At 64.2% G+C, this 20,081-nt stretch carries 19 protein-coding genes; 13 read left to right on the top strand and 6 right to left on the bottom strand.

Features of this window, described 5'->3' with window-relative positions; all coding sequences use genetic code 11:
* Positions 1–6 precede the first annotated feature (6 nt).
* From tcuA to CEY11_RS05060, 3 genes are all read right to left on the bottom strand, one after another.
* Positions 7–1,404, bottom strand: coding sequence for an FAD-dependent tricarballylate dehydrogenase TcuA (tcuA, locus tag CEY11_RS05070; protein WP_088602271.1), 1,398 nt, complete (start codon positions 1,402–1,404; stop codon positions 7–9).
* A gap of 191 nt (positions 1,405–1,595) precedes the next feature.
* Entirely contained in the window at positions 1,596–2,567 is a 972-nt protein-coding gene (locus tag CEY11_RS05065) for a LysR family transcriptional regulator (protein WP_088602270.1), read from the bottom strand.
* A 13-nt stretch (positions 2,568–2,580) separates the two neighbouring features.
* Positions 2,581–4,173, bottom strand: coding sequence for a glycosyltransferase family 39 protein (locus CEY11_RS05060; RefSeq protein ID WP_088602269.1), 1,593 nt, complete (start codon positions 4,171–4,173; stop codon positions 2,581–2,583).
* 143 nt (positions 4,174–4,316) lie between these two features.
* Here CEY11_RS05060 and CEY11_RS05055 point away from each other — a divergent pair, with 143 nt between their 5' ends.
* The 8 genes from CEY11_RS05055 to CEY11_RS05020 all read left to right on the top strand — a co-directional run bounded on the left by CEY11_RS05055 (position 4,317) and on the right by CEY11_RS05020 (position 11,347).
* Positions 4,317–4,688, top strand: a complete 372-nt coding sequence (locus tag CEY11_RS05055; RefSeq protein ID WP_088602268.1) for a carboxymuconolactone decarboxylase family protein — start codon at positions 4,317–4,319, stop codon at positions 4,686–4,688.
* A 274-nt stretch (positions 4,689–4,962) separates the two neighbouring features.
* Positions 4,963–6,288, top strand: a complete 1,326-nt coding sequence (locus CEY11_RS05050; protein WP_088602267.1) for a CmpA/NrtA family ABC transporter substrate-binding protein — start codon at positions 4,963–4,965, stop codon at positions 6,286–6,288.
* A gap of 101 nt (positions 6,289–6,389) precedes the next feature.
* A complete protein-coding gene (ntrB, locus tag CEY11_RS05045) occupies positions 6,390–7,259 on the top strand; it encodes a nitrate ABC transporter permease (protein ID WP_088602266.1) in 870 nt (289 codons plus the stop codon).
* 2 nt (positions 7,260–7,261) lie between these two features.
* Positions 7,262–8,068 carry an ABC transporter ATP-binding protein gene (locus CEY11_RS05040; RefSeq protein WP_088602265.1) on the top strand — a complete coding sequence of 269 codons (807 nt, stop codon included), beginning with the start codon at positions 7,262–7,264 and terminating at the stop codon, positions 8,066–8,068.
* 187 nt (positions 8,069–8,255) lie between these two features.
* On the top strand, positions 8,256–8,897 hold the full coding sequence (gene yfcF, locus CEY11_RS05035) for a glutathione transferase (RefSeq protein ID WP_088602264.1): 642 nt from the start codon (positions 8,256–8,258) through the stop codon (positions 8,895–8,897).
* A 134-nt stretch (positions 8,898–9,031) separates the two neighbouring features.
* Positions 9,032–9,853 carry a ferritin-like domain-containing protein gene (locus tag CEY11_RS05030; RefSeq protein ID WP_088602263.1) on the top strand — a complete coding sequence of 274 codons (822 nt, stop codon included), beginning with the start codon at positions 9,032–9,034 and terminating at the stop codon, positions 9,851–9,853.
* Between the two features lie 82 nt (positions 9,854–9,935).
* The gene (locus CEY11_RS05025; RefSeq protein ID WP_088602262.1) at positions 9,936–10,589 is read left to right on the top strand and encodes a HugZ family pyridoxamine 5'-phosphate oxidase; all 654 of its coding nucleotides are present in this window, start codon (positions 9,936–9,938) and stop codon (positions 10,587–10,589) included.
* 44 nt (positions 10,590–10,633) lie between these two features.
* Positions 10,634–11,347 carry a hypothetical protein gene (locus CEY11_RS05020; protein WP_408608100.1) on the top strand — a complete coding sequence of 238 codons (714 nt, stop codon included), beginning with the start codon at positions 10,634–10,636 and terminating at the stop codon, positions 11,345–11,347.
* 112 nt (positions 11,348–11,459) lie between these two features.
* On the opposite strand, the gene CEY11_RS05015 is transcribed toward CEY11_RS05020, so the two are convergent.
* Positions 11,460–12,587, bottom strand: coding sequence for an aminotransferase class V-fold PLP-dependent enzyme (locus CEY11_RS05015; protein WP_088602729.1), 1,128 nt, complete (start codon positions 12,585–12,587; stop codon positions 11,460–11,462).
* 277 nt (positions 12,588–12,864) lie between these two features.
* On the opposite strand from CEY11_RS05015, the gene CEY11_RS05010 reads away from it, so the two are divergent.
* From CEY11_RS05010 to CEY11_RS04995, 4 genes are all read left to right on the top strand, one after another.
* A complete protein-coding gene (locus CEY11_RS05010) occupies positions 12,865–13,641 on the top strand; it encodes an MBL fold metallo-hydrolase (RefSeq protein WP_088602261.1) in 777 nt (258 codons plus the stop codon).
* A 196-nt stretch (positions 13,642–13,837) separates the two neighbouring features.
* A complete protein-coding gene (locus CEY11_RS05005; RefSeq protein WP_158215186.1) occupies positions 13,838–14,809 on the top strand; it encodes a Bug family tripartite tricarboxylate transporter substrate binding protein in 972 nt (323 codons plus the stop codon).
* 51 nt (positions 14,810–14,860) lie between these two features.
* The gene (locus CEY11_RS05000) at positions 14,861–15,667 is read left to right on the top strand and encodes an alpha/beta fold hydrolase (RefSeq protein ID WP_088602259.1); all 807 of its coding nucleotides are present in this window, start codon (positions 14,861–14,863) and stop codon (positions 15,665–15,667) included.
* Between the two features lie 113 nt (positions 15,668–15,780).
* Complete coding sequence (locus CEY11_RS04995; RefSeq protein ID WP_088602258.1) at positions 15,781–16,971, top strand: alpha-hydroxy acid oxidase; 1,191 nt, start codon at positions 15,781–15,783, stop codon at positions 16,969–16,971.
* A 34-nt stretch (positions 16,972–17,005) separates the two neighbouring features.
* Here the strand turns inward: CEY11_RS04995 and CEY11_RS04990 are convergent, their stop codons facing one another.
* Complete coding sequence (locus tag CEY11_RS04990; RefSeq protein WP_088602257.1) at positions 17,006–17,893, bottom strand: LysR family transcriptional regulator; 888 nt, start codon at positions 17,891–17,893, stop codon at positions 17,006–17,008.
* A 400-nt stretch (positions 17,894–18,293) separates the two neighbouring features.
* Here CEY11_RS04990 and CEY11_RS04985 point away from each other — a divergent pair, with 400 nt between their 5' ends.
* Positions 18,294–18,944 (top strand): MarC family protein, encoded by a 651-nt coding sequence (locus tag CEY11_RS04985; protein ID WP_088602728.1) that lies wholly within the window; start codon positions 18,294–18,296, stop codon positions 18,942–18,944.
* Positions 18,945–19,004: 60 nt separating this feature from the next.
* Here the strand turns inward: CEY11_RS04985 and CEY11_RS04980 are convergent, their stop codons facing one another.
* Positions 19,005–20,015, bottom strand: coding sequence for a tripartite tricarboxylate transporter substrate binding protein (locus tag CEY11_RS04980; RefSeq protein WP_088602256.1), 1,011 nt, complete (start codon positions 20,013–20,015; stop codon positions 19,005–19,007).
* Between the last annotated feature and the right edge of the window lie 66 nt (positions 20,016–20,081).

The following is a 20,081-nucleotide window of genomic DNA, read 5'->3' as shown; positions in this document are numbered from 1 at the left end:
CCCCTCTCAGGCCGCGACGGCTTGCTGTTGCAGGGCGGCGGCCGCCGCCTGCGTGCCGGCGATGCGCCCGAAGGCGGTGCCGATCGACATGCCGACCCCGGCCGTATAGCCTTTGCCCAGCACGTTTCCGGCCATTACCTCGCCGGCCGCGAACAGATTGCCGCTGGGCTGGCCGCCGAAGTGCACGCGGGCCTGGTCGTCGACCTTGACGCCGAGATAGGTGAAGGTAATGCCCGGCCGCAGCGCATAGGCATAGAAGGGCGGCGTGTCCAGGGGCCGCGCCCAGTGGGTCTTGGGCGGCGTCAGGCCTTCGGTATGGCAGTCGTCCTGCACCTCGTGGTCGAAGGTGCCGACGCGGCAGGCCTCGTTGTAGGCCTGTACCGTCTGCAGGAACTGCGCTTCGGGCAGTCCCAGCTTGCGCACCAGCTCGGGCAACGTATCGGCCGTCACCCCCGGGAATACCGGCGGCATGAAGCGCCCCACCGCCTTGGCATCGATGATGGAATAGGCGATCTGGTCGGGCTGCTGTGCCACCAGCCGGCCCCAGATGGCGTAGCGCTTGGGCCAGAAGTCTTCACCCTCGTCGTAGAAGCGCCGCGCGGTGTTGTTGACCACGATGCCCAGCGACACGCAGTCGATGCGGGTACAGATGCCGCCGTCGTACAGCGGTGCGCGGGCGTCGATCGCCACGCAGTGCGATTGGGTCGGATCGCCGATGGAATCGGCGCCCTTGGCCAGCAGATCCTTGAGCAGCACGCCCATATTGAAGCGCGTGCCGCGTATCAGGAAATTGTCGGCCACCCACTGGCCATCGACCTGTCCCCAGGCCTCGCGCAGCCATTCGCGGTTGGATTCGAAGCCGCCGCAGGCCACCACACAGGCGCGTGCGGGAATACGCTCGCCGCCGACATGCGCCGCCACGAAACGGTCGCCGTCCAGTTCCAGGGACTCGACATTGGCGTTGTAGCGTATCTGTATGCCCAGGTTCTCGGCGCTGCGGAAATACGCATTGACCAGCGCCTTGCCGCCGCCCATGAAGAAGGCGTTGGTGCGCGCCACGTGCAACGTGCCCGCCAGCGCCGGCTGGAAGTACACGCCGTGCTTGCGCATCCAGTCGCGGCAGTTCGACGAGGCGCGTATCACCAGCCGGGCAAGATGCTCGTCGGTCTGGCCGCCAGTCACCTTCAGCAGATCCTGCCAGTACTCCTCTTCGGGGTAGGCACCCACCAGCACATCCTGCGGCGCGTCGTGCATGCAGCGCAGATTGCGCGTGTGCTGCGAATTGCCGCCGCGCCACTCCTTGGGCGCGGATTCCAGCAGCAGCACGCTGGCACCCGCCTCGCGCGCCATCAGCGCAGCGCAAAGCGCAGCATTGCCGCCACCCACCACCAATACATCGATCATTGTCCGCCTCCCTAGGCTAGTCTTGGCCGGAGTCCATGCACAAAAGGGGTGCCCCCGGATGAACAGGCACGACTACTTTAGCGCGCCGCGGCCGGTACCACTAGACGGCAGACCGCGATGGGCCATTCACGATTCGTGAAGTCTCGTATCAATCGCTACGCCCACAACGCTCCGCCCGGTTGACCCAGGCATCAAACAGGCAAGGTTCCCGGGCCGGCTTGCGGCCTGGACGCCGAGGCGCCGGCGGGCAGATGGGCACCGGCCCAGCGTCCCGCCCGCACCAGCGACCGGGCCGTATCCAGCAGCACCACACGCGCAGCCAGCGCGGCCGGCGACAGCTCTTCCTCGCTCAGGCTGGCCAGCACGTTGTGGCGCTCTACCTGCGGGTCGGCGATTTCCACCAGGCGCATCGGTACGCCGCTCAGGCGCGCCACCGCCGCCCCCGGCTGTATGGTGGCCCCGTAGCCCTCGCGCACCGCGTCCATCAGCATGGCCAGCGAGTCGATTTCCATGACGATGTTCGGCGCCATTTCATGATGTGTGAAGGCCGCGTTCAGCGCCGAGCGCAGCCCGTGCGGCCCGGTCGGCAGTATCAGGGGGATTGCGCCGATCTGCCCGAGCCGCACGCGCCGACCTCGCGGGGCACCGCGCAGCCCCTGCGGAAAAATGACGAACAGCCGCTCGCGCAGCAGCTCGATGGTGCTCCAGCGCTGCGCCGTATCGGTCTGGAACACCACGGCCAGATCGAGCTGGCGCGAATTGAGCATCGTCGCCAAATGGCCCGACAGCGACTCCACCAATTGCAGGCGCACATCGGGATAGCGCTCGCGCATGGCGGCCATGAACGGCACGCCCAGCACGGACGCCGTGGTGGGGGCCAGCCCGACACTGACATGGCCGGACAAGCGCGCCTGCCTGGCAGCCTGGCTGGCATGCTCGACATGCCGCAGCGCCAGCTGGGCCTGGCGAAAAAAGGCCACGCCCGCATCGGTCGGGATCACGCCATTGGCCGTACGCTGCAACAGGCGCGTCGCCAGCTCGCCTTCCAGGCGGCTGATCTGCTGACTCAGCGCCGATGGCACCAGCCCCAGCTCCAGCGCCGCCTTGCCCAGGCTGCCGGCCTGTACCGCGGAGACGAAGTAGCGCAGCTGTCGCAATTCCATGGCTGTCCCGATTTCAGCGCGCCGCCGTGGCCCGCAAGAGGCAGTCGGGCCGTGGCGGGATAATGCCCCAGTGCACCACGATCAGCGGGCTTTTCGGCGTGGACCAGCGCTGCTGCACCACCCCTTTGTAAGAGGCCTGGTCGTACAGCTTGCGCACCGCGGCCGACGGGCCCGAGCTGTGATCGGCGGTGCTGTACGCCACCAGCATGCCGCAGCGCATCGGATCGACAGATTTCAGCCACGGCGATTCGCGCAGGCTGCCGTCGATGAACACATTGGCGCTGGGCCGTACGTGCACCGCGATATTGCCGCCCAGCCAGGTGCCGGCCGCCACCAGCGTCAGGGGCACGCCCGGAACATGCTGCCGCCAGACATCTTGCATCTGCAGCGATATCTGCTTGCCCGGATAGGTGGAATCGGTCTTGCGGCCGGTGTAATACGCCAGCGGGCCCCGGCCTATGGCATAGCCCGCCGCCATCAGCACCTGGATCACGACCACCACGATGGCCGTCCTGCGCAGCATCACACGCTCGTCGCCGCGCAGCCACCAATATGCATAGAAGCCGAACAGCACGAAAAAGGTGCTGGCCCAGGAACTGCCCAGGCGCGTGCCCAGAACGCCCGAGACCAGCACGGTCAGCAGCACCGGCCCGATACCCACGATAAGCAGGAAAGAGCGATCCCAGGCGCTGAGCGCCTGCGCGTAGCGCGGCGCGGCGACGGCGCCATCCGGCACGGCCACGGCCCGCGAGGCGGCCCTGCGGCTCCAGACATACACGGCGATCCAGGCGACCAGCATGGGGCTCAGGCGCCCGAGCTGCGTGGTCAGGAAGCCCCATATGTCCGACAGCACGCTGAATTGCGGGTCTCCGGCAGGCACGATGGATTTGTCGGCATAGTACAAGGGCTCGAACGCGTGCTGGAACAGCCAGTAGACGTGCGGCGCAAGCACCAGCAGGAAGGTCAGCAGCGCCAGCGCCACGCCGCGCAGCGCGGCGCGGTCGCGCCAATACCCCTGGCGCAGGAAAAACAGGAAGAAAGCCGCGAACTGGATCAGCGCACTGTATTTGGTGATGAAGGCCATGCCGCAGGCCGCCCCCAGCCACAGCCAGTCCGAAGAACGTCCGTGACGCAAGGCGCGGTAGTAGAACCAGGTCGAGGCCACGATCGACCACATCTGCACCGAATTGTGGTTGTACATGGTCGCGCGCACCGAGAAGTATGCGGTGACCGACACCGACAACATGGCGATCAGGGCGCGGCGCGGCGTGGTGAACTCGCAGCCCAGCTTCCAGACGAACCACAAGGCCAGCGCCGAGAACAACTGTCCGGCCAGGAAGGTCAGCCAGATGGGCTTGCCGAACAGCGAAGTCAGGCCATACATGAACCACGCCGGCACCGGCGGATGCTTGTAGTAGCCCCACTCGAAGCTCGAGGCCCAGACCAGCTCTTCCATATTGTCGAGGTCGGGCGACTTGTGGCTGATGCCGCACAACACGGCCCAGAGCACCACCATGCCCGCCAGGAACAGCAGCACATAGAAGACCGTGGGCCGGCCCCGGGCGGACGCGGCGGGGGTCGGTATCGTATCGGCGTTCGAAGCCATGTGAATCCTGCGGGCCAGGGTGGAAAAAGGGCCGGCACACGCACGGCACCGCGAGATTTTAGGCCATCGCCCACGGTAACGGGCATCTAAGCACGGCTTTTTCGCTACCATGGGGCCTACCCCAACCAACCGGAGTATCAAAAATGGAAGATTCGCGTTTCGAGGCAGGCCTGGCGGTGCGCAAGGCCGTGCTGGGCAAGGAACACGTAGAGAAGTCGCTGGCCAGCGCCGACCCGCTGTCGATGGAATTACAAAAGCTGGTCACGGAATACTGCTGGGGCAGCGTCTGGACGCGCCCCGGGCTCGAGCGCAAGACGCGCAGCATGCTGAACCTGGCCATGCTGTGCGCGCTCAACCGGCCGCACGAACTGAAGCTGCACCTGCGCGGCGCGCTGACCAACGGCTGCAGCAAGGAAGAAATCGTGGAAGTCATACTGCAGGCCGCCATCTATTGCGGCGTGCCCGCGGCCATCGACGCGATGCGCACGGCTAAAGAGGTATTCAGCGAAGCCTGAACAGCGCCCGGCCTCCCGATGTGGTTGCGGCCAGGCCGCGGCGCCCCGGAAAACTCCGGCTCGATGCGCATGCACCGCAATGTGTCGCGCAGGCCAGTTGTTGGTGCGTAGTCGGAGGCGCGAGCGACAGGCGCCGACGCGCCATCCCCCATGAAGCATCGCCCGGCCGATACGGATCCAGCAGTGGCACGAACATTGCTTATGACCTGAGTGTACGCACGAGCGCCATCCAGCGCTCGCCGCAGCAACCCACACCTCCGGATCAGGATCGCAAATGAAAGCCGCCGACAAGACGCCAGGCAAGTGCCATGCCGACTATTCTTCCACCCCTGGCCAGCCCGCCCTGACGGCAGCCGGCGCGCGCCGCCGGGATTGGCTGGGTAACGCCGCCAGATCCGCCGCCGGATTGGCGGCGGGCGGCCTGCTGAGTCCGCTGCCCGGCAGCGGCGCCTGGGCCGCGGGCTCGGATGCGCCCGAAAAAGCCGAGGTGAAGATAGGCTTCATCCCCCTGGCCGACTGTGCCTCGGTCGTCATGGCCGGCGTGCTCGGGCTGGACAAGAAGCACGGCGTGAAGATCGTGCCCAGCAAGGAAGCCTCGTGGGCCTCGGTGCGGGAAAAACTCGTCACCGGCGACCTGGATTTCGCGCACGCGCTGTACGGCATGATCTACGGCATGCACCTGGGCCTGGCGGGCGCGGCGACGAAGATGGCGGTATTGATGGGCCTGAACCAGAACGGGCAGGGCATCACCCTGTCGCGCCAGCTGCACGAAACGGCGGGCGTGACCGACGGCGCGAGCCTGAAAAAGGCCATGTCCGCCGCGAAGCGCCCATACACCTTTGCCCAGACGTTTCCCACGGGCACGCATGCGATGTGGCTGTATTACTGGCTGGCCGCCTACGGCATCGACCCCTTCAAGGACGCGCGCGCCATTACCGTGCCGCCGCCGCAGATGGTCGCCAATATGCGCATCGGCGCCATGGACGGTTTCTGCGTGGGCGAACCCTGGAATGCGCGCGCCATCGCCGACGGCATAGGCTTCGGCGCCGCGACGACGCAGGACATCTGGGCCGACCACCCCGAGAAAGTGCTGGGCACGCGCGCCGACTTCGCGCGGAAATACCCGAACACAGCGCGCGCCGTCACCGCCGCCATACTGGAGGCGAGCCGATGGATAGACAGCTCGGCCGAGAACATGCGCAAGACGGCGCAGACAATTGCCGCCAAATCGTACGTGAACACCCAGGCCCGGCTGATAGAGGGGCGCATGCTGGGCGAATACCGCAACGGCCTGGGCAGGGCGTGGAAGGACAAGCACGCCATGCGCTTCCACGGCGACGGCGCCGTCAACTTCCCCTACCTCAGCGACGGCATGTGGTTCCTGACGCAGCACAAGCGCTGGGGCCTGTTGCACAAGCATCCCGACTACCTGGCGGTGGCCGGCGAAATCAACCATATCGGCCTGTACAAGGAAGCGGCCGCGGCCGCCTCGGTGCCCCTGCCCGCAGCTCCGATGCGCTCATCCACGCTGATGGACGGCAAGACCTGGGACGGAAGCAATCCGGCCGCCTATGCCGACGGCTTCGCCGTCCACGGCTGAGCAGCCGCGCCGCAACGATCAAACCACCGCGATCACCGCGCGGCGGCTTGTACCGGAACCAGAGCCCCGGACTCCCCACGAACCATGCAGGACGGCCCGCAATGAACCCATTTCCCGCAAAACTCGCTTCCACGCCATCGGCGCCCGCACCCACCGCGAGCCCCGCGCCGGCCGCCAGCGAGCCCATGTGGCGCCGGCGCGCCGCACAAGGGCTGAACCAAGGCGCCGCGGCGCTGTGCGGATTCGCGCTGCTGCTGGCGGCATGGCAGATCGTCTCGATGAACATCGGCGGCATACCGGATCCGGCAAGCACGCTGCGTTCGGCCGCCGCGCTGTTCGCCGACCCGTTCTACGACAAAGGCCCCAATGACATGGGCATAGGCTGGAACATCATCGCCTCGCTCGGCAGGGTCGCGGCCGGCTTCGCGCTGGCGGCAGTGGTCGGCATACCCGCCGGCTTCCTGATCGGCCGCTACAAGCGCCTGGACGCAATCTGCGCGCCAGTCATCAGCCTGCTGCGGCCGGTGTCGCCGCTGGCCTGGCTGCCGCTGGGCCTGCTGCTGTTCAAGGCCGCCAATCCCGCCGCCATCTGGGCCATTTTCATCTGCTCGATCTGGCCCCTGATCCTCAACACGGCCGACGGCGTGCGCCGCGTGCCGCAAGACTATATGAACGTGGCCCGCGTGCTGAGCCTGCCCGAAGGCACGGTGTTCGCCCGCATCCTGCTGCCCGCGGCGCTGCCGCAGATGATCACGGGCGTGCGGCTGTCCATCGGCACGGCGTGGCTGGTCATCGTGGCCGCCGAGATGCTGACCGGAGGCACCGGCATCGGCTTCTGGCTATGGGACGAATGGAACAACCTGAACGTCCAGCACATCCTGGTGGCGATCTTCGTGATCGGCGCGGTCGGCCTCGCGTTGGACGTGGCCCTGGGGGCGCTGGCCCGGCATCTCGACTACAAGGGGGACTGAACATGAAGAACTTCGTGAGCCTGGAACGGGTCGGCCAGCGCTTCGGCAGCGGACGCAGCGCCTTCGTGGCGCTGCGCGACATCGACCTGTCGATCGCGCAGGGGGAATTCGTCACGCTGATCGGGCATTCGGGCTGCGGCAAGTCCACACTGCTGAACCTGATCGCCGGACTCGTGCCGGCTAGCGAGGGCGTACTGCTGTGCGCCGGCCGCGAAATCCGCGGCCCCGGCCCCGATCGCGCCGTGGTGTTCCAGAACCATTGCCTGCTGCCATGGCTGACGTGCATGGAAAACGTGCACCTGGCGGTGAAGCGGGTATTCGGCGCCACCGAGGGCGCGCGCAACCTTGAAGAACGCAGCGCAGCGGCGCTGCGCCTGGTCGGCATGAGCCACGCCGCGCACAAGTATCCGCGGGAAATTTCCGGCGGCATGAAGCAGCGCGTCGGCATCGCCCGCGCGCTGTCCATCGAGCCCAAGGTGCTGCTGATGGACGAACCTTTCGGCGCACTCGATTCGCTGACCCGGGCGCATCTGCAAGACGCCCTGCAAGGCATTGTCGCGGCCACCGGCACCACCACCATCATGGTCACCCACGATATCGACGAAGCGGTGCTGTTGTCGGATCGCATCGTCATGCTCGGCAAAGGCCCGGCAGCCACCATCGCCCGCATCCTGCCCACCGGGCTGGCGCGTCCGCGCCGGCGCAACACCCTGGCCTGCGACGCCCGCTACCTGGCCTGCCGCGCCGCAGTCATGGACTTCCTGCACGGCAGCCACGACGAATTCCAGCTCGAGCCCACGGCAGCCTGAACCCTCGCGGCCGGCCCACGTCGGCTCGCGGGGCATGAACCATGAACCGAGCGCGGCGCGCAGGCGCGGGAAAGCGCTGCGGGGCTCGCGGATGCGCGAGGCTGGCGCAACACTCCGGACGCCGAGGGATTATGATGAATGCCGAACCCCGCAACCCGCGTCGGCACCTCGCCCGGAAGATCCAGCCATGGCTCACAATCTCGTTCTTTACGTCGACAGCAACTACTCCAGCCCCTATGCCTTGTCGGCATACGCGGCGCTGCAGGCCAAGGGCCTGCCCCACACACTCCAGGCCCTGGATCTGCACGCGGGCCAGAACACCACGCCGCAGTATGCGCACGCTTCCCTGACCTCGCGCATACCCACCCTGGTGGACGGCAATTTCTCGCTGTCCGAATCCTCGGCCATCGCCGAATACCTGGAAGACGCCTACGGCGCGCCGCAATATGCGCGCGTACTGCCAGCGCGGCCGCAACTACGAGCCCGCGCGCGGCAGATCCAGGCGTGGCTGCGCAGCGACCTGGCCGCGCTGCGCGCCGAACGCCCCACCACGGTGATCTACGCCGACAAGAACCCGCAGCCCTTGTCGGCTGGCGCCCGCAAGGCGGCCGACAAGCTGCTGGCCGCCGCCGAGTCCTTGATAGACACCAACGGCGGCCCGCTGTTCGGCGACTGGTGCATTGCCGACATCGATCTGGCGGTCATGCTCGCGCGCCTCAGCGCCAACGGCGATACCGTTCCAGTCCAGATACTGAAATACGTCGAAACACAATTCCAACATCCGGCAATGCAGGGCTGGTGGCAGCGCGCAAAGCAAGCCATGGCTTGACTTTCCGGCCTCTTCGGACGGCCCGGCCCACGCCTCGCACACGCCGGCCGCATTTCACAATAATGACAAGAGGCATACAATGTAGTAACGGACAAAGCGCGGGCAACAGCCCCGCAACCATGGGATCTCTAGATATGCGTGAATCCATCGTCACCACGCCACACTGGAACCTAGACCATGTCCCCTACGACACCATAGACCGCGCCCAGGCGCGGTCACAGCCGGACATGCTGTATCTGGTGGCGGCCGCCTCTTTCGTCGAAATCGCTTCCGATCTCTACACCGAGAACCTCGTCAACCACTTCGAGAACAACGCCGATATCGTCGGCTGGCTGCGCGAAAAATGGCAGTTCGAAGAAGTGCGCCACGGCAAAAAGCTGCGCGACTACGTGCGCCATGTGTGGCCCGAATTCGATTGGGACGCCGCCTACGCGGCGTTCTATGCCGACTACGGCCCGCGCTGCACCGTAGAAGCGCTCGAATCCCAGCAAAGCCTCGAAATGGTGGCACGCTGCGTCGTCGAGACCGGCACGGCCACCTTCTACCAGGCGCTGGCGGCGCACGCCACCGAGCCTGTCCTGTCGGGCATCGCCGCACGCATCCGCTCCGACGAAATCAATCACTACAAGCACTTCTACGGCTACTTCCGCATGTACGACTCGACTCACCCCCCCGGCAGGCTGCGCGTGCTGGGCGCGCTGAAGCGGCGCATCCTGGAAGTGCGCAACGACGACGTCGAATGCGCGCTGTGGCACGCCTACGCCACCCAGCTCGGGCCGGCGGCCGACAAGGCCGAATTCCACGACCTGCGCGAGCGCATCACGCGCCGGGTGCGGCGCCATTACCCGGTCACCATGGCAGCCAAAATGCTGCTCAAGCCGCTGAGCCTGCCCGCCCCTATCGCGCACCTGATACAAGGGCCCATGGCCCGGCTGGCCGGCTGGCTCATATGCTAAGCGCGCGCCAGGCGTGGCGGCAGCGCCCGGCGCGTGCAGCCCAGGGTTTCAAGGTTCCGCGCGGCGGCGGGGCGGCGCGGGCATGAAGGCGGAAACCAGCGTCCTCATCCACCTTTTGCACAGCGCGGCCGCGGCGACGCTGGCCACGCAATCGGCCCAGATGCCGGGCTATCCCCACGCGTCGATACTGCCCTTCGCGCCCGACGCACATCACTGCCCCATACTGCTCGTCAGCCGCCTCGCGGAACATACCCGCAACCTGCAGGCGGACAGCCGCGCCAGCCTGCTGGTAACCCCGCCGGGCAGCCACAATGTGCTGGAAGAACCACGCCTGACGCTGATAGGCGACGCGACGCCGCTGGATGCCTCGCCCACGCTGCTGGCCCGCTACCTGCGCTACCAGCCCGACGCGCGGCGCTATCTGGAACTCGGAGACTTCTCTTTCTTCCGGCTGCAGCCGAAACGGGCGCGCTACATCGGCGGCTTCGCCCGCATGGGCTGGATCGACCAGGCCCAGTGGGGCGAGGCCGCGGTGCTCGATCCGGCCGCCGAACAGGCCTGCTGCGACGAACTCGCGGCGACCCTGCCCGCGCACATCCGCCTGCTCGGCCTGGACTGTTATGGCGCCGACCTCGAACAAGGCGGACGGCGCCAGCGCCAGCCTTTTCCGAACGCCCCCATCGCGGCACCCGATCTCCGCGCCACGGCGGCGCAAGTCCTCGCGTTGCTCACCTGATGGGGCCGCGTTCCGGCCCTGGCGGCCCCGGCCCGGCGCCTCGCATGGCCGCGCGCGCCTGTGCGCTTGCCTTGGCCATGGCCTTGGCCGGCTGCGCCGGGCCGCCCCCCGAAAACGGGCGTGCGCCCAGCGACGAAGCCATGTCGTTCGACCAGTTCGCGCAAACCGATTTCAACCGCACGGTCACCATCGCCATGCGCGACAACCTGGCCAGCCTGGGCGCGCTGCTGGAAAAACTCTACCGCCGCAATCCTTCCGAATGGCGCAAGACCGGGGCGCCGGATCTGGCCACGGCCATCGCCCAGGGCCGCAAGGCGCTGGCCGTGGGCAAGCCGCCCCCCGACCTGCAGGGGCTGAGCGACATCCAGATTCTTTCGGTGGCGCTGGATCCGGCCTACCAAGGCGACCGGGTGCGCGCCTTCATACTCGGCCTGGCCAATATGATCATCCAGGCGCACAACGGCAAGACACGCTTCTACGCCACCGATATCCTGAACGCCCAGCGCATCTACAACGCCGCCCGCAACGTCGAGATCGCCGCCTGGCTGCTGGCCAATCGCCGCGACGGCGCCGGCCGCCCCCTGCTGCTGTCCAACGAGCTGTCGGGCGACGTCCACAACCTGAGCTTCGAGCGCCAGTTCGGCGAACTGATAGGCCGCCTCGACCTGATCGCCAACCTGCTCGACGAAAACCTGCGCCGCGTCGGCATCAATTACGTACAGGGGCTGCTGTTCTTCAATTTCCTGCCGGTGCGCTGAAGGCGGCATTCCTTACCGCCCCCACGGCAACGCGCAGTATCAGGTTCCCTGCGCGCGGCACCGCTGCAGGCCCCGCGCGGCATTGCGCCGCGGGGCTGCGGAGCTGCACATATCAGGCAAACCCGTCCAGCGCGCGGGCCAGGGTCTCGACCGTGCGGTCGACGTGCTGCAGCTTGTCCAGGCCGAACAGGCCCAGGCGGAAGGTCTTGAAGCCGGCCGGCTCATCGCACTGCAGCGGCACCCCCGCGGCGGCCTGCAGGCCGGCCTGTGCGAACTTCTTGGCCGAGTGCACGCCATCGTCGTCGGTGTAGCTGACCACCACCCCGGGTGCCTCGAAACCTTTGGCCGCCACGCTCGGGAAGCCCTTTTCAGCCAGCAAAGCACGCACCCGGTCGCCCAATTCCTGCTGGCGGTCGCGGGCCGTGTCGAAACCTATGGCTGCGGTTTCCGCCATGACATTGCGCAGGGTCGTCAAGGCATCGGTGGGCATGGTGGCGTGATAGGCATGGCCGCCCTTTTCATAAGCCTCCATGATCTGCAGCCACTTGCGCAGATCGCAGGCAAAGCTGGTGCTGGTGGTGGCATCGATGCGCTCGCGCGCCGCATCGCCCAGCATCACCAGCGCGCAGCAGGCCGGGCCGCTCCAGCCCTTTTGCGGCGCGCTGATCAGCACGTCCACGCCTATCGCCCGCATGTCGACCCAGATCGCGCCCGACGCGATGCAGTCCAGCACGAACATGCCGCCATGCGCGTGCACGGCCTGCGCCACCTGGCGCATGTAGTCGTCCGGCAGGATGATGCCCGACGCGGTTTCCACATGCGGGGCGAACACCAGGTCGGGCTTCTCGGCCGCGATCGCCGCCACCACCTCATCGATGGGCGGCGGCGCGAACGGCGCCTGCTTGCCCTGCGCCACCTGCCGCGCCTTCAGCACCGTGGCATGCGCGGGGATGGATCCCATGTCGAAGATCTGGCTCCAGCGGAAACTGAACCAGCCGTTGCGGATCACCAGGCAGCGCTTGCCGGTGGCGAACTGCCGCGCCACCGCCTCCATGCCGTAGGTGCCGCTGCCCGGCACCACGATCGCGGCATGGGCCTTGTAGACCTGCTTCAAGGTCTTGGAAATGTCTTTCATCACCTCTTGAAAGACATTCGACATATGGTTGATGGCCCGGTCGGTGTAAACCACCGAATATTCCAGCAACCCCTCAGGGTCGACATCAGGCAGCAGGCTAGGCACGTTCGTCTCCTGTAGGAAAGAATAGAGCCGGTAGCGCGAAGGCGCGGAATTCCGCAGTGCAACATAGTGCGCGTGGAATTCATACCAGCAAGACATTCAAGTTACCACAATCGCCGGACGAGGCTCACAACGGCCGCCGGCTTTCATCCCGCCAGCGGAAATCGCCAAAGAAAGTTCCCGCTCGGCCACGGAAGGCACCACGACAAGGCCGTTTTTATTTGCAGCGCCCGGCGTTATCCTAGTTGGTATTTTTCGTCGCACTCGGGGCACGCTCGACATGAAGCTGCAGGCTGACGCATACCAAATCGATATCCTGGTGCAAGGATATCCCGGAAAATCCGTGTGCCACGGCTCGCTCGGCTGGAGCACGGTGGCTCTTATCCGCGGAGACGGCCATATCGCCATCGTAGATACAGGCCCCTTCGGGGCAAGAGGCCTGGTCATAGAGCAGCTGGCGCGGCACGGCCTGCAGCCGGCCGACGTCACGGATGTCGTCCTCACTCACGCCCATTACGATCACTCCGTGAACTGGACGATGTTTCCCGACGCCCACATACACATCGGCGAGAGCGAGCTGGCGTGGTCGCTTGGCGAGCCATGGGGCATCACACCCGTGCCCGAGCTTTACATGCGCGAACTGGCACGCTGGCCTCGCTTGAAAAAAATTGCCGACGGGGCAGAGCTGTTTCCGGGGATGTCCGCCCATGTGGCCCCGGGCCACACACCTGGCCACATGATCTTCGTGCTGCAAACACGAGACATCGATGTGATATTCACCGGCGATGCCGCCAAGAATCGGGCTGAGCTCATCAGCGGCACCGCCTTCCACACCTACGACCCAGCCGTCAGTTCAGAGTCCATCGCACTGATAAAACGTCTCTGGAGCCGCCGCGCCGCCAACATCCTCGTACCCGGCCACGACCTGCCCATGATCCAGGAAGACGGCGGGGTCTCCTACTTGGGCACGCGCCAAGCCGCGGTAGAGGCCTGGTTCGGCGAAACACTGGATCAAACCACCGCATTCAGCATTTGCCTGCCCCCAAAGGCCGAATGACATACACAGGGACGGCCTCTCGCACCTCTTGCAAGGGCCGTCCCACAGAGCCTCGGGGAGCCCCCGGCACCCGGCACGACCGATACCAATCCTAAATTTTTTAACGGATGGAATGTAATTTTATTTTTCGTCCGGCCTCTTCGAATCCATAAAATGAATGCAGTTCCATTGTTCAACACAATCGAGGAGACAAGCCATGAAAAAAATAATGTTCGCGGTATCTTTGGCCCTGGCCATGGTTCAGCCGGCACTGGTGCATGGCCAGACGCAATCGTGGCCCGATCAACCCATACATCTCATCGTACCTTCGGGAGCCGGCGGAATTACAGACGCGCTGGCCCGGATCCTGATCCAGAAACTGAGCCCGATGCTGGGGCAGTCCATCATCGTGGACAACCGCCCCGGCGCCAGCGGCGTCATCGGCTCCAGCTACGTGGCCAGGGCCAAGCCCAACGGCTATACGCTGCTGATGGCCTTCCCGTCGCACGTGGTCAATCCCAGCACGGTCAAGAACCTGCCTTACGACACCGCCAAAGATTTCGCACCCATCACCAAGGTCGGATCCGTCGCCGAAATCTTGCTTACCAACAAAGACAGCCCCTTGAACAGCGTGGCCGACCTGATCAAATCGGCCAAGGCGCACCCCGGAAAACTCAATTACGGCTCTGTCGGCGTAGGCAGCCTGGGCGATTTGTGCATGCTGTTATTCCAGTCCCAGGCCAAGATCAAAATGACCCATGTCGCCTACAAAGGGGAGCCTCAAATACTTTCCGCCCTGATACGCGGCGACATCCAGGCCGCATTCGTGTCCCCCATTGCCGCCATGGCGATGGTCAAGGCCGGAAAAGTAAAGGCACTGGCCATTTCCGACAAACAGGGCTCGGCAATACTGCCCCAAATACCGCCGGTCGCCAAGGCTGGCCTTCCTGAATTCAACGTCACCGGCTGGAACGCCATTTTCGCGCCCGCCGGAACCCCCAAGCCCATTATCGACAAGCTCAATACCACAATCAACAAGGCGCTGACCGACCCCGAGCTGGTCAAAAAATTCCAATCGCAAGGCGTGAACCCCATCGGCTGCCCGCCCGAAGTACTGCAGCAGGCGGTCGTGCACGACATCGCGTCCATAGGCAAAGCACTGAAGGCGGCGGGAGTCCAGCCAAAGTAACCGTAACCCCTTCCGGCCAGAACTTTTATCTCCATCCATCGTGAGGACTTCATGCCATATCTAGAACTGTCGGACGATTTCAAACCTTATTACGAAATCCACGACTACACAGACCCCTGGAAAGACTCGGAAACCCTTCTCTTCGTGCACGGCTTCACCGAGAACAGCACTTGCTGGAGAGGCTGGATACCTCATCTCGCAAGAAAATACCGCCTGATCATGTTCGACCTGCGGGGTTTCGGCAAGACGGCTGCGGTGGCGGAGACCTTCAAGTTTTCCACTGAATTGTTCGTCGACGATCTGGTAAGAGTCATCGATCATCTGGCGCAGTGCCCGGTACACGTCGTAGCGGCCAAAAGCGGATGCATCAGCGCCATGCGCCTGGCCGCAACCCGGCCCGACCTCGTGAAATCGCTGGTTCTGTCCTGCCCTCCTTTGGTTGCGCCGGGCAGCAGCGAATGGCTGCCTCACATGGAAGAACACGGCATCCGCAGCTGGGCGCGGCAGACCATGCCGGCCCGGCTGGGCTACGATACGGCGCCGCGGTGCATAGACTGGTGGGTCGACATGATGGGCGCCACCTCGCTTTCCACGGCAAAAGCCTACTTGAAATGGGTGGCCACCACAGAATCGCGCCTCGACCTGAAAAACATAAGCAGGCCCATACTTGCCATCATGACCAAGCCTTCGAAGAAAACCCATGCCGGAGGCGGAGGCCAGCTGAACCCCGACGCCATACACGAGGGCGCACCGCACGCCGAGGTCGTGGTACTGGACATCGACTGCTACCACGCATCCGGCGCCGACCCCGATGGTTGCGCCCAAGCCACCCTCGAATTTCTGGAAAAGCAGGGCTGACAGGCGGCCGCGTACCACACGGCCGGCACAGGCAGGTATTGCAACCATCAAACCATCATGCAGAGGCGGGACACGTCGAGCGGGCCATCACAGCCTGACCGATTCGAGATCGTATGAAAAAGGCTCTAAAGAGTTGTTTGTGCCTGAATGACTTTGAACGCCATGCGCGACGCCTGCTGCCGGAACCTATTTTTGGCTACATATCCGCAGCGGCGGAAGAGCGCGCCTCTTTCGACAACAACATCAATGCCTTCAAAAGCTGTGCGTTCGTCAACAGAGTGCTCGTGGATGTATCGCGCCGGGACTGCGGCGTAGAGCTTTTCGGCCAACGATACGCGCAGCCTTTCGGCATTGCCCCCGTGGGGCTCAGCGCCCTCTTCACATACCGAGGCGACCTGGCACTATCGAACGCCGCATCGAGCCGGCAAATCCCGATGATAATGAGCGGATCTTCATTGATCCCACTCGAAGAAGTGGCACAACGCAATCCGCAAACCTGGTTCCAGGCCTACCTGCCCGGAAACATAGATCAGATCGACGCGCTGATACGCAGGGTCATCCAGGCGGGGTTCAAGACCCTCGTCATCACGGTCGACACTCCCATCAATCCAAACAAAGAACACTACATACGCAGCGGTTTTTCCACGCCGCTGCGCTTCACGCCGCGGTTGTTCTGGCAAGGCATATCCCATCCCAGGTGGCTGGCGGGAACATTCCTCAAAACCGTCATCAAACACGGCATCCCGCATTTCGAAAACAATTATGCAACGCGCGGCGCCCCTATCGTCTCCCGCAATATCGAGCGGGACTTCTCGGACAGGGGCCACCTGAACTGGGAACACCTGAAACGCATCCGCGGGCTATGGAAGCACCCCCTGGTCGTCAAGGGCATCCTGAGCCCCCAAGACGCATCCATGGCGGTCGAATTGGGCGCCGACGGCATCATTCTTTCCAACCATGGCGGGCGTCAGCTGGACGGCGCCGTGTCCCCCTTCGAAATGCTGCCTCTCGTCGTCGAGCGCTGCCCCCGTGTTCCCATCATGCTCGATGGCGGCATACGCCGCGGCTCGGACGTCCTCAAGTGCCTGGCACTGGGCGCCCGATGCGTATTCGTCGGCAGGCCATTCGCGTATGCCGCGGGGGTCGCGGGCCAGCAGGGCATAGAGCAAGCCATCGATCTGCTGTCCGCGGAAATCGACAGGGACATGGCCATGCTCGGCCTGACCCGAGTCAGCGACCTGCACGCAGATGGCAGGCGCTTCCTGCATCGGCCGGGCCTGGCGCGCAGCCTGAGGGCCGCCTAGCCACCGCTCTGCTTCCTGCTCAACCGGCCAGGTTTCACGCAGGGCCCGCAGATTTCGGGAACAGCTTCCTGCTATTTTCTATGATGGTGCGGACGATTCTGGAATGCGGCGAATGCACGTACCAGAACACACCGATATTCCTGGCCAAGGTGTTGTGAGGCAGTGCCAAGCGAGCAACGTTCAGGCTGTTTACCCAGTCTGGCGCCCAGTCGGGAATCAGCGATACACCCACCCCGTCCCTGACCAGGCAGGCGATCGTCATCAGCGTGTCGATCTCCAGGCGCTCATTGGGAAATATCCGGTGCTTGCGCAGATAAAGCTCTGCAATATGCCCCCCACGCATGGATCGATCAAAGCGCAGGAAGGGCTGATTGTTCAGCAGCTCGTGAGGATCGGCCGCCCGCATTTCGTGCGGCGCAATAACAACCAGCGGCTCTTCCTTGACAGGCTCCCATTCGAAGCCCTTGGGCGCGGGATACAGCGGCTGAACCATGATGGCCGCGTCAATACTGCGCGTAACGGCTCTTTGGTAGAGGTAGCTGGACGAGCCCGACTCGACAAAGATCTTCATCTTCGGATGAAGTACATATACGGTCTTGAGCAGCAAAGGCGTAAGTTGCGCCAGGGTCGACGTCGTGACGCCCAGCCTCAGTTCACCCAAGGGTTCGTCATTATTGGCGATGGCACGAATGTCCCGCGTCTCGTTGATGATCGAGCGGGCGCGCTCGATGATTTTCATGCCCGCCTCGGTGGGCTCGACACTGCGCCCGGCGCGGGCGATCAGCGTGGCGCCTATGTCTTCTTCCAGTGTCTTGACCCGCGCAGCCAGGGCAGCGGGAGTAAGGTTCAATCTCCTTGCTGCTTCCGCAAAAGAACCATGCTCTATGACAGCAATGAAACTGTGCAGATATTTGGTTTCCATGCTCCCGTTGGCTTCCTCGGCTTGGTGTACCGACCCCACCACGATTGATCTGATCCGTCGCCATGGCTGGGATCAGAGCGTAGGTAAACGAAAATCATATCAGCATACACGCACCCCGGGCAGCGGGCAGCGGGCAGCGGGCAGGCAGGATCAGAATCAATATGCAGACGGCGAGCAAGACTCGCCCGGCCATGCCCTGCAAGATATCGTGCCACCCGAGGCACGCATTCAGCATGCCGCAACTCCCGTGATATAAATGCTCGAAACATACTCCAATGAGGCACGCATGTCATCGCCTGGCCTGCCCGCTTTCGCCGCAAGCCCCGCGCGCAGCATTGGATGCCGCCTGCGGCCAGCCGTCGCCGTTGCGGCCATCGAAACCCGCAAAAGGACTGCTGCGATGGACATGGTTTTCGCCACCAAATTCCTGGGCGCGCTGTTCGCCATCATGAATCCCTTCATGACCCTGCCCATCTTCTTGTCCATGACGACCGACAAGACCGTCGCCGAGCAGCACGGCATGGCGCTTGCAATATTGCTCTATACCACCGTGATGTGCGTCGTCATTTCGTTCGCGGGCGGCTACATCATCAGCTTCTTCGGCGTGACGATCAATGCGTTCCGCGTAGCCGGCGGCCTGGTGCTGCTGGGCATCGCGTTCTCCATGCTCAATGGCAGCCCGGTCACGTCCCACGAACGGGGCGAACACGAGAAACACGCCGATGCGGCCGCCGGCGGCGGCGAACCGGACGACAGCATCACCTTCTACCCGATGACGTTCCCCATGATAGTCGGCCCCGGAACCATCGCCACGCTGATCATCTACTCGGCGCAGGTACGCGGCGCCGCCCAATACGTGTCGTTCGGCATCGTACTGGTTGCGGTGCTGCTGTCGCTGTTCGTAGTTCTGTACTTCGCCGCCTCGATCGGCAGGCTGCTGTCGGTCAAGATGCGCGTCGTCGTGACGCGCCTGATGGGAATGATACTTGCGGCCATTGCCGTAGAAATGGTGTTCGCCGGCGCCAAGATGCTGCTGCCCGGACTGGCGTGAACAAAAGGCACAGGCGCTGCGGCGCGCGTGGCGCCTGCAGCACCGATGCGCACCGCGGATTTATTTGTCGTCCCGCCACGGCATGGTTTTCCAGAGCTGGCGGAATTGCTCTTCCTCCATGGACAGCTCGGCCTTGTATTGTTGCGGGGCCAGGTAGCGCAGGGGGGCAAACATGGATCGGGCCTTCTTCTGGAATTCGGGGTTCGCGATTGCACGCCCCACCGCATCCACCAGGCGCTGTCGAACTTCCGGCGGCAGCCCCTTGGGTGCGGCCAGGCCCCGCAGCGAAGAGAGGGTGATGTCGTAGCCCTGTTCTTTGAAAGTAGGAAGATCGGGAGCCAGATCCGTGCGCGACTCGGCCATCACGCCCAGATTACGGAATTCGCCGCCCCCTTTTTCAAACTGCAGCGCCTCGCCGATATTCACCGCAGCCAGGGTGATCTGTCCGCCTTGAAGAGCCGTACGCACTTCAGAAGCACCTTTGAACGGGACGTGGATCATCTGTACGCCGGCGCCTCTCTCGAACTTCAGCATCGCAAGATGATCGTCCGACCCTACGCCAGTAGTGCCCACGGTAACCTCATTCGGATGGGCTTTGGCGTAGGCAGCCAGATCGCGCAAGCTCTTGACCGGGCTATCGGCCCGGACGGAAAAATTGTCCGGATCATCGACGATATTGCCAAGCAGGTCGTAATCCGTCCATTTGTATGTGGTCTTGCGCTCGATCGGAATGGTCAAAACATTCGGCGTATTGATCAGGCCTATCGTATAGCCGTCGGGCTTGGCCCGGGCCAGCTCGGCAAAGGCGATTGCGCCTCCGGCGCCCGGATGGTTCAGCACCGTCAGAATTGCACCCTGGCCCAATTCCTTTTGAATGTAGGGCGCAAGCAGACGCACGATAAGGTCGGAACCACCGCCCGGCGCATAACCGACGAGGACACTGATCGGCCTGCCGGGATAGTCCGCGGCACTGGCCGCCACCCCCGTGCCAGCGAGCCCCAAAGCCAGGCAGAGCCCACCCAGCATATTGTTCAGCGCTCGGCGCCTCGTGCTCTTCAACTGCGTTTGCATTGCGAGTCTCCTCTTCTACATGGTTAAAGACATTCCGCCGCAACAGGCCGTCGACACTGCTGCGGG

This window comes from Candidimonas nitroreducens (assembly GCF_002209565.1).
Lineage (GTDB): Bacteria > Pseudomonadota > Gammaproteobacteria > Burkholderiales > Burkholderiaceae_B > Candidimonas > Candidimonas nitroreducens.
Note: the sequence above shows the minus strand (reverse complement) of the source record. Positions and strands in the feature narration are given on the sequence as shown.

Excerpts from the sequence above, each read along its gene's own strand:
- tcuA (WP_088602271.1), bottom strand. The coding sequence starts at position 1,404 with ATGATCGATGTATTGGTGGTGGGTGGCGGCAATGCTGCGCTTTGCGCT.
- CEY11_RS05065 (WP_088602270.1), bottom strand. The coding sequence starts at position 2,567 with ATGGAATTGCGACAGCTGCGCTACTTCGTCTCCGCGGTACAGGCCGGC.
- CEY11_RS05060 (WP_088602269.1), bottom strand. The coding sequence starts at position 4,173 with ATGGCTTCGAACGCCGATACGATACCGACCCCCGCCGCGTCCGCCCGG.
- CEY11_RS05055 (WP_088602268.1), top strand. The coding sequence starts at position 4,317 with ATGGAAGATTCGCGTTTCGAGGCAGGCCTGGCGGTGCGCAAGGCCGTG.
- CEY11_RS05050 (WP_088602267.1), top strand. The coding sequence starts at position 4,963 with ATGAAAGCCGCCGACAAGACGCCAGGCAAGTGCCATGCCGACTATTCT.
- ntrB (WP_088602266.1), top strand. The coding sequence starts at position 6,390 with ATGAACCCATTTCCCGCAAAACTCGCTTCCACGCCATCGGCGCCCGCA.
- CEY11_RS05040 (WP_088602265.1), top strand. The coding sequence starts at position 7,262 with ATGAAGAACTTCGTGAGCCTGGAACGGGTCGGCCAGCGCTTCGGCAGC.
- yfcF (WP_088602264.1), top strand. The coding sequence starts at position 8,256 with ATGGCTCACAATCTCGTTCTTTACGTCGACAGCAACTACTCCAGCCCC.
- CEY11_RS05030 (WP_088602263.1), top strand. The coding sequence starts at position 9,032 with ATGCGTGAATCCATCGTCACCACGCCACACTGGAACCTAGACCATGTC.
- CEY11_RS05025 (WP_088602262.1), top strand. The coding sequence starts at position 9,936 with ATGAAGGCGGAAACCAGCGTCCTCATCCACCTTTTGCACAGCGCGGCC.
- CEY11_RS05020 (WP_408608100.1), top strand. The coding sequence starts at position 10,634 with ATGGCCGCGCGCGCCTGTGCGCTTGCCTTGGCCATGGCCTTGGCCGGC.
- CEY11_RS05010 (WP_088602261.1), top strand. The coding sequence starts at position 12,865 with ATGAAGCTGCAGGCTGACGCATACCAAATCGATATCCTGGTGCAAGGA.
- CEY11_RS05005 (WP_158215186.1), top strand. The coding sequence starts at position 13,838 with ATGAAAAAAATAATGTTCGCGGTATCTTTGGCCCTGGCCATGGTTCAG.
- CEY11_RS05000 (WP_088602259.1), top strand. The coding sequence starts at position 14,861 with ATGCCATATCTAGAACTGTCGGACGATTTCAAACCTTATTACGAAATC.
- CEY11_RS04995 (WP_088602258.1), top strand. The coding sequence starts at position 15,781 with ATGAAAAAGGCTCTAAAGAGTTGTTTGTGCCTGAATGACTTTGAACGC.
- CEY11_RS04990 (WP_088602257.1), bottom strand. The coding sequence starts at position 17,893 with ATGGAAACCAAATATCTGCACAGTTTCATTGCTGTCATAGAGCATGGT.
- CEY11_RS04985 (WP_088602728.1), top strand. The coding sequence starts at position 18,294 with ATGGACATGGTTTTCGCCACCAAATTCCTGGGCGCGCTGTTCGCCATC.
- CEY11_RS04980 (WP_088602256.1), bottom strand. The coding sequence starts at position 20,015 with ATGCAAACGCAGTTGAAGAGCACGAGGCGCCGAGCGCTGAACAATATG.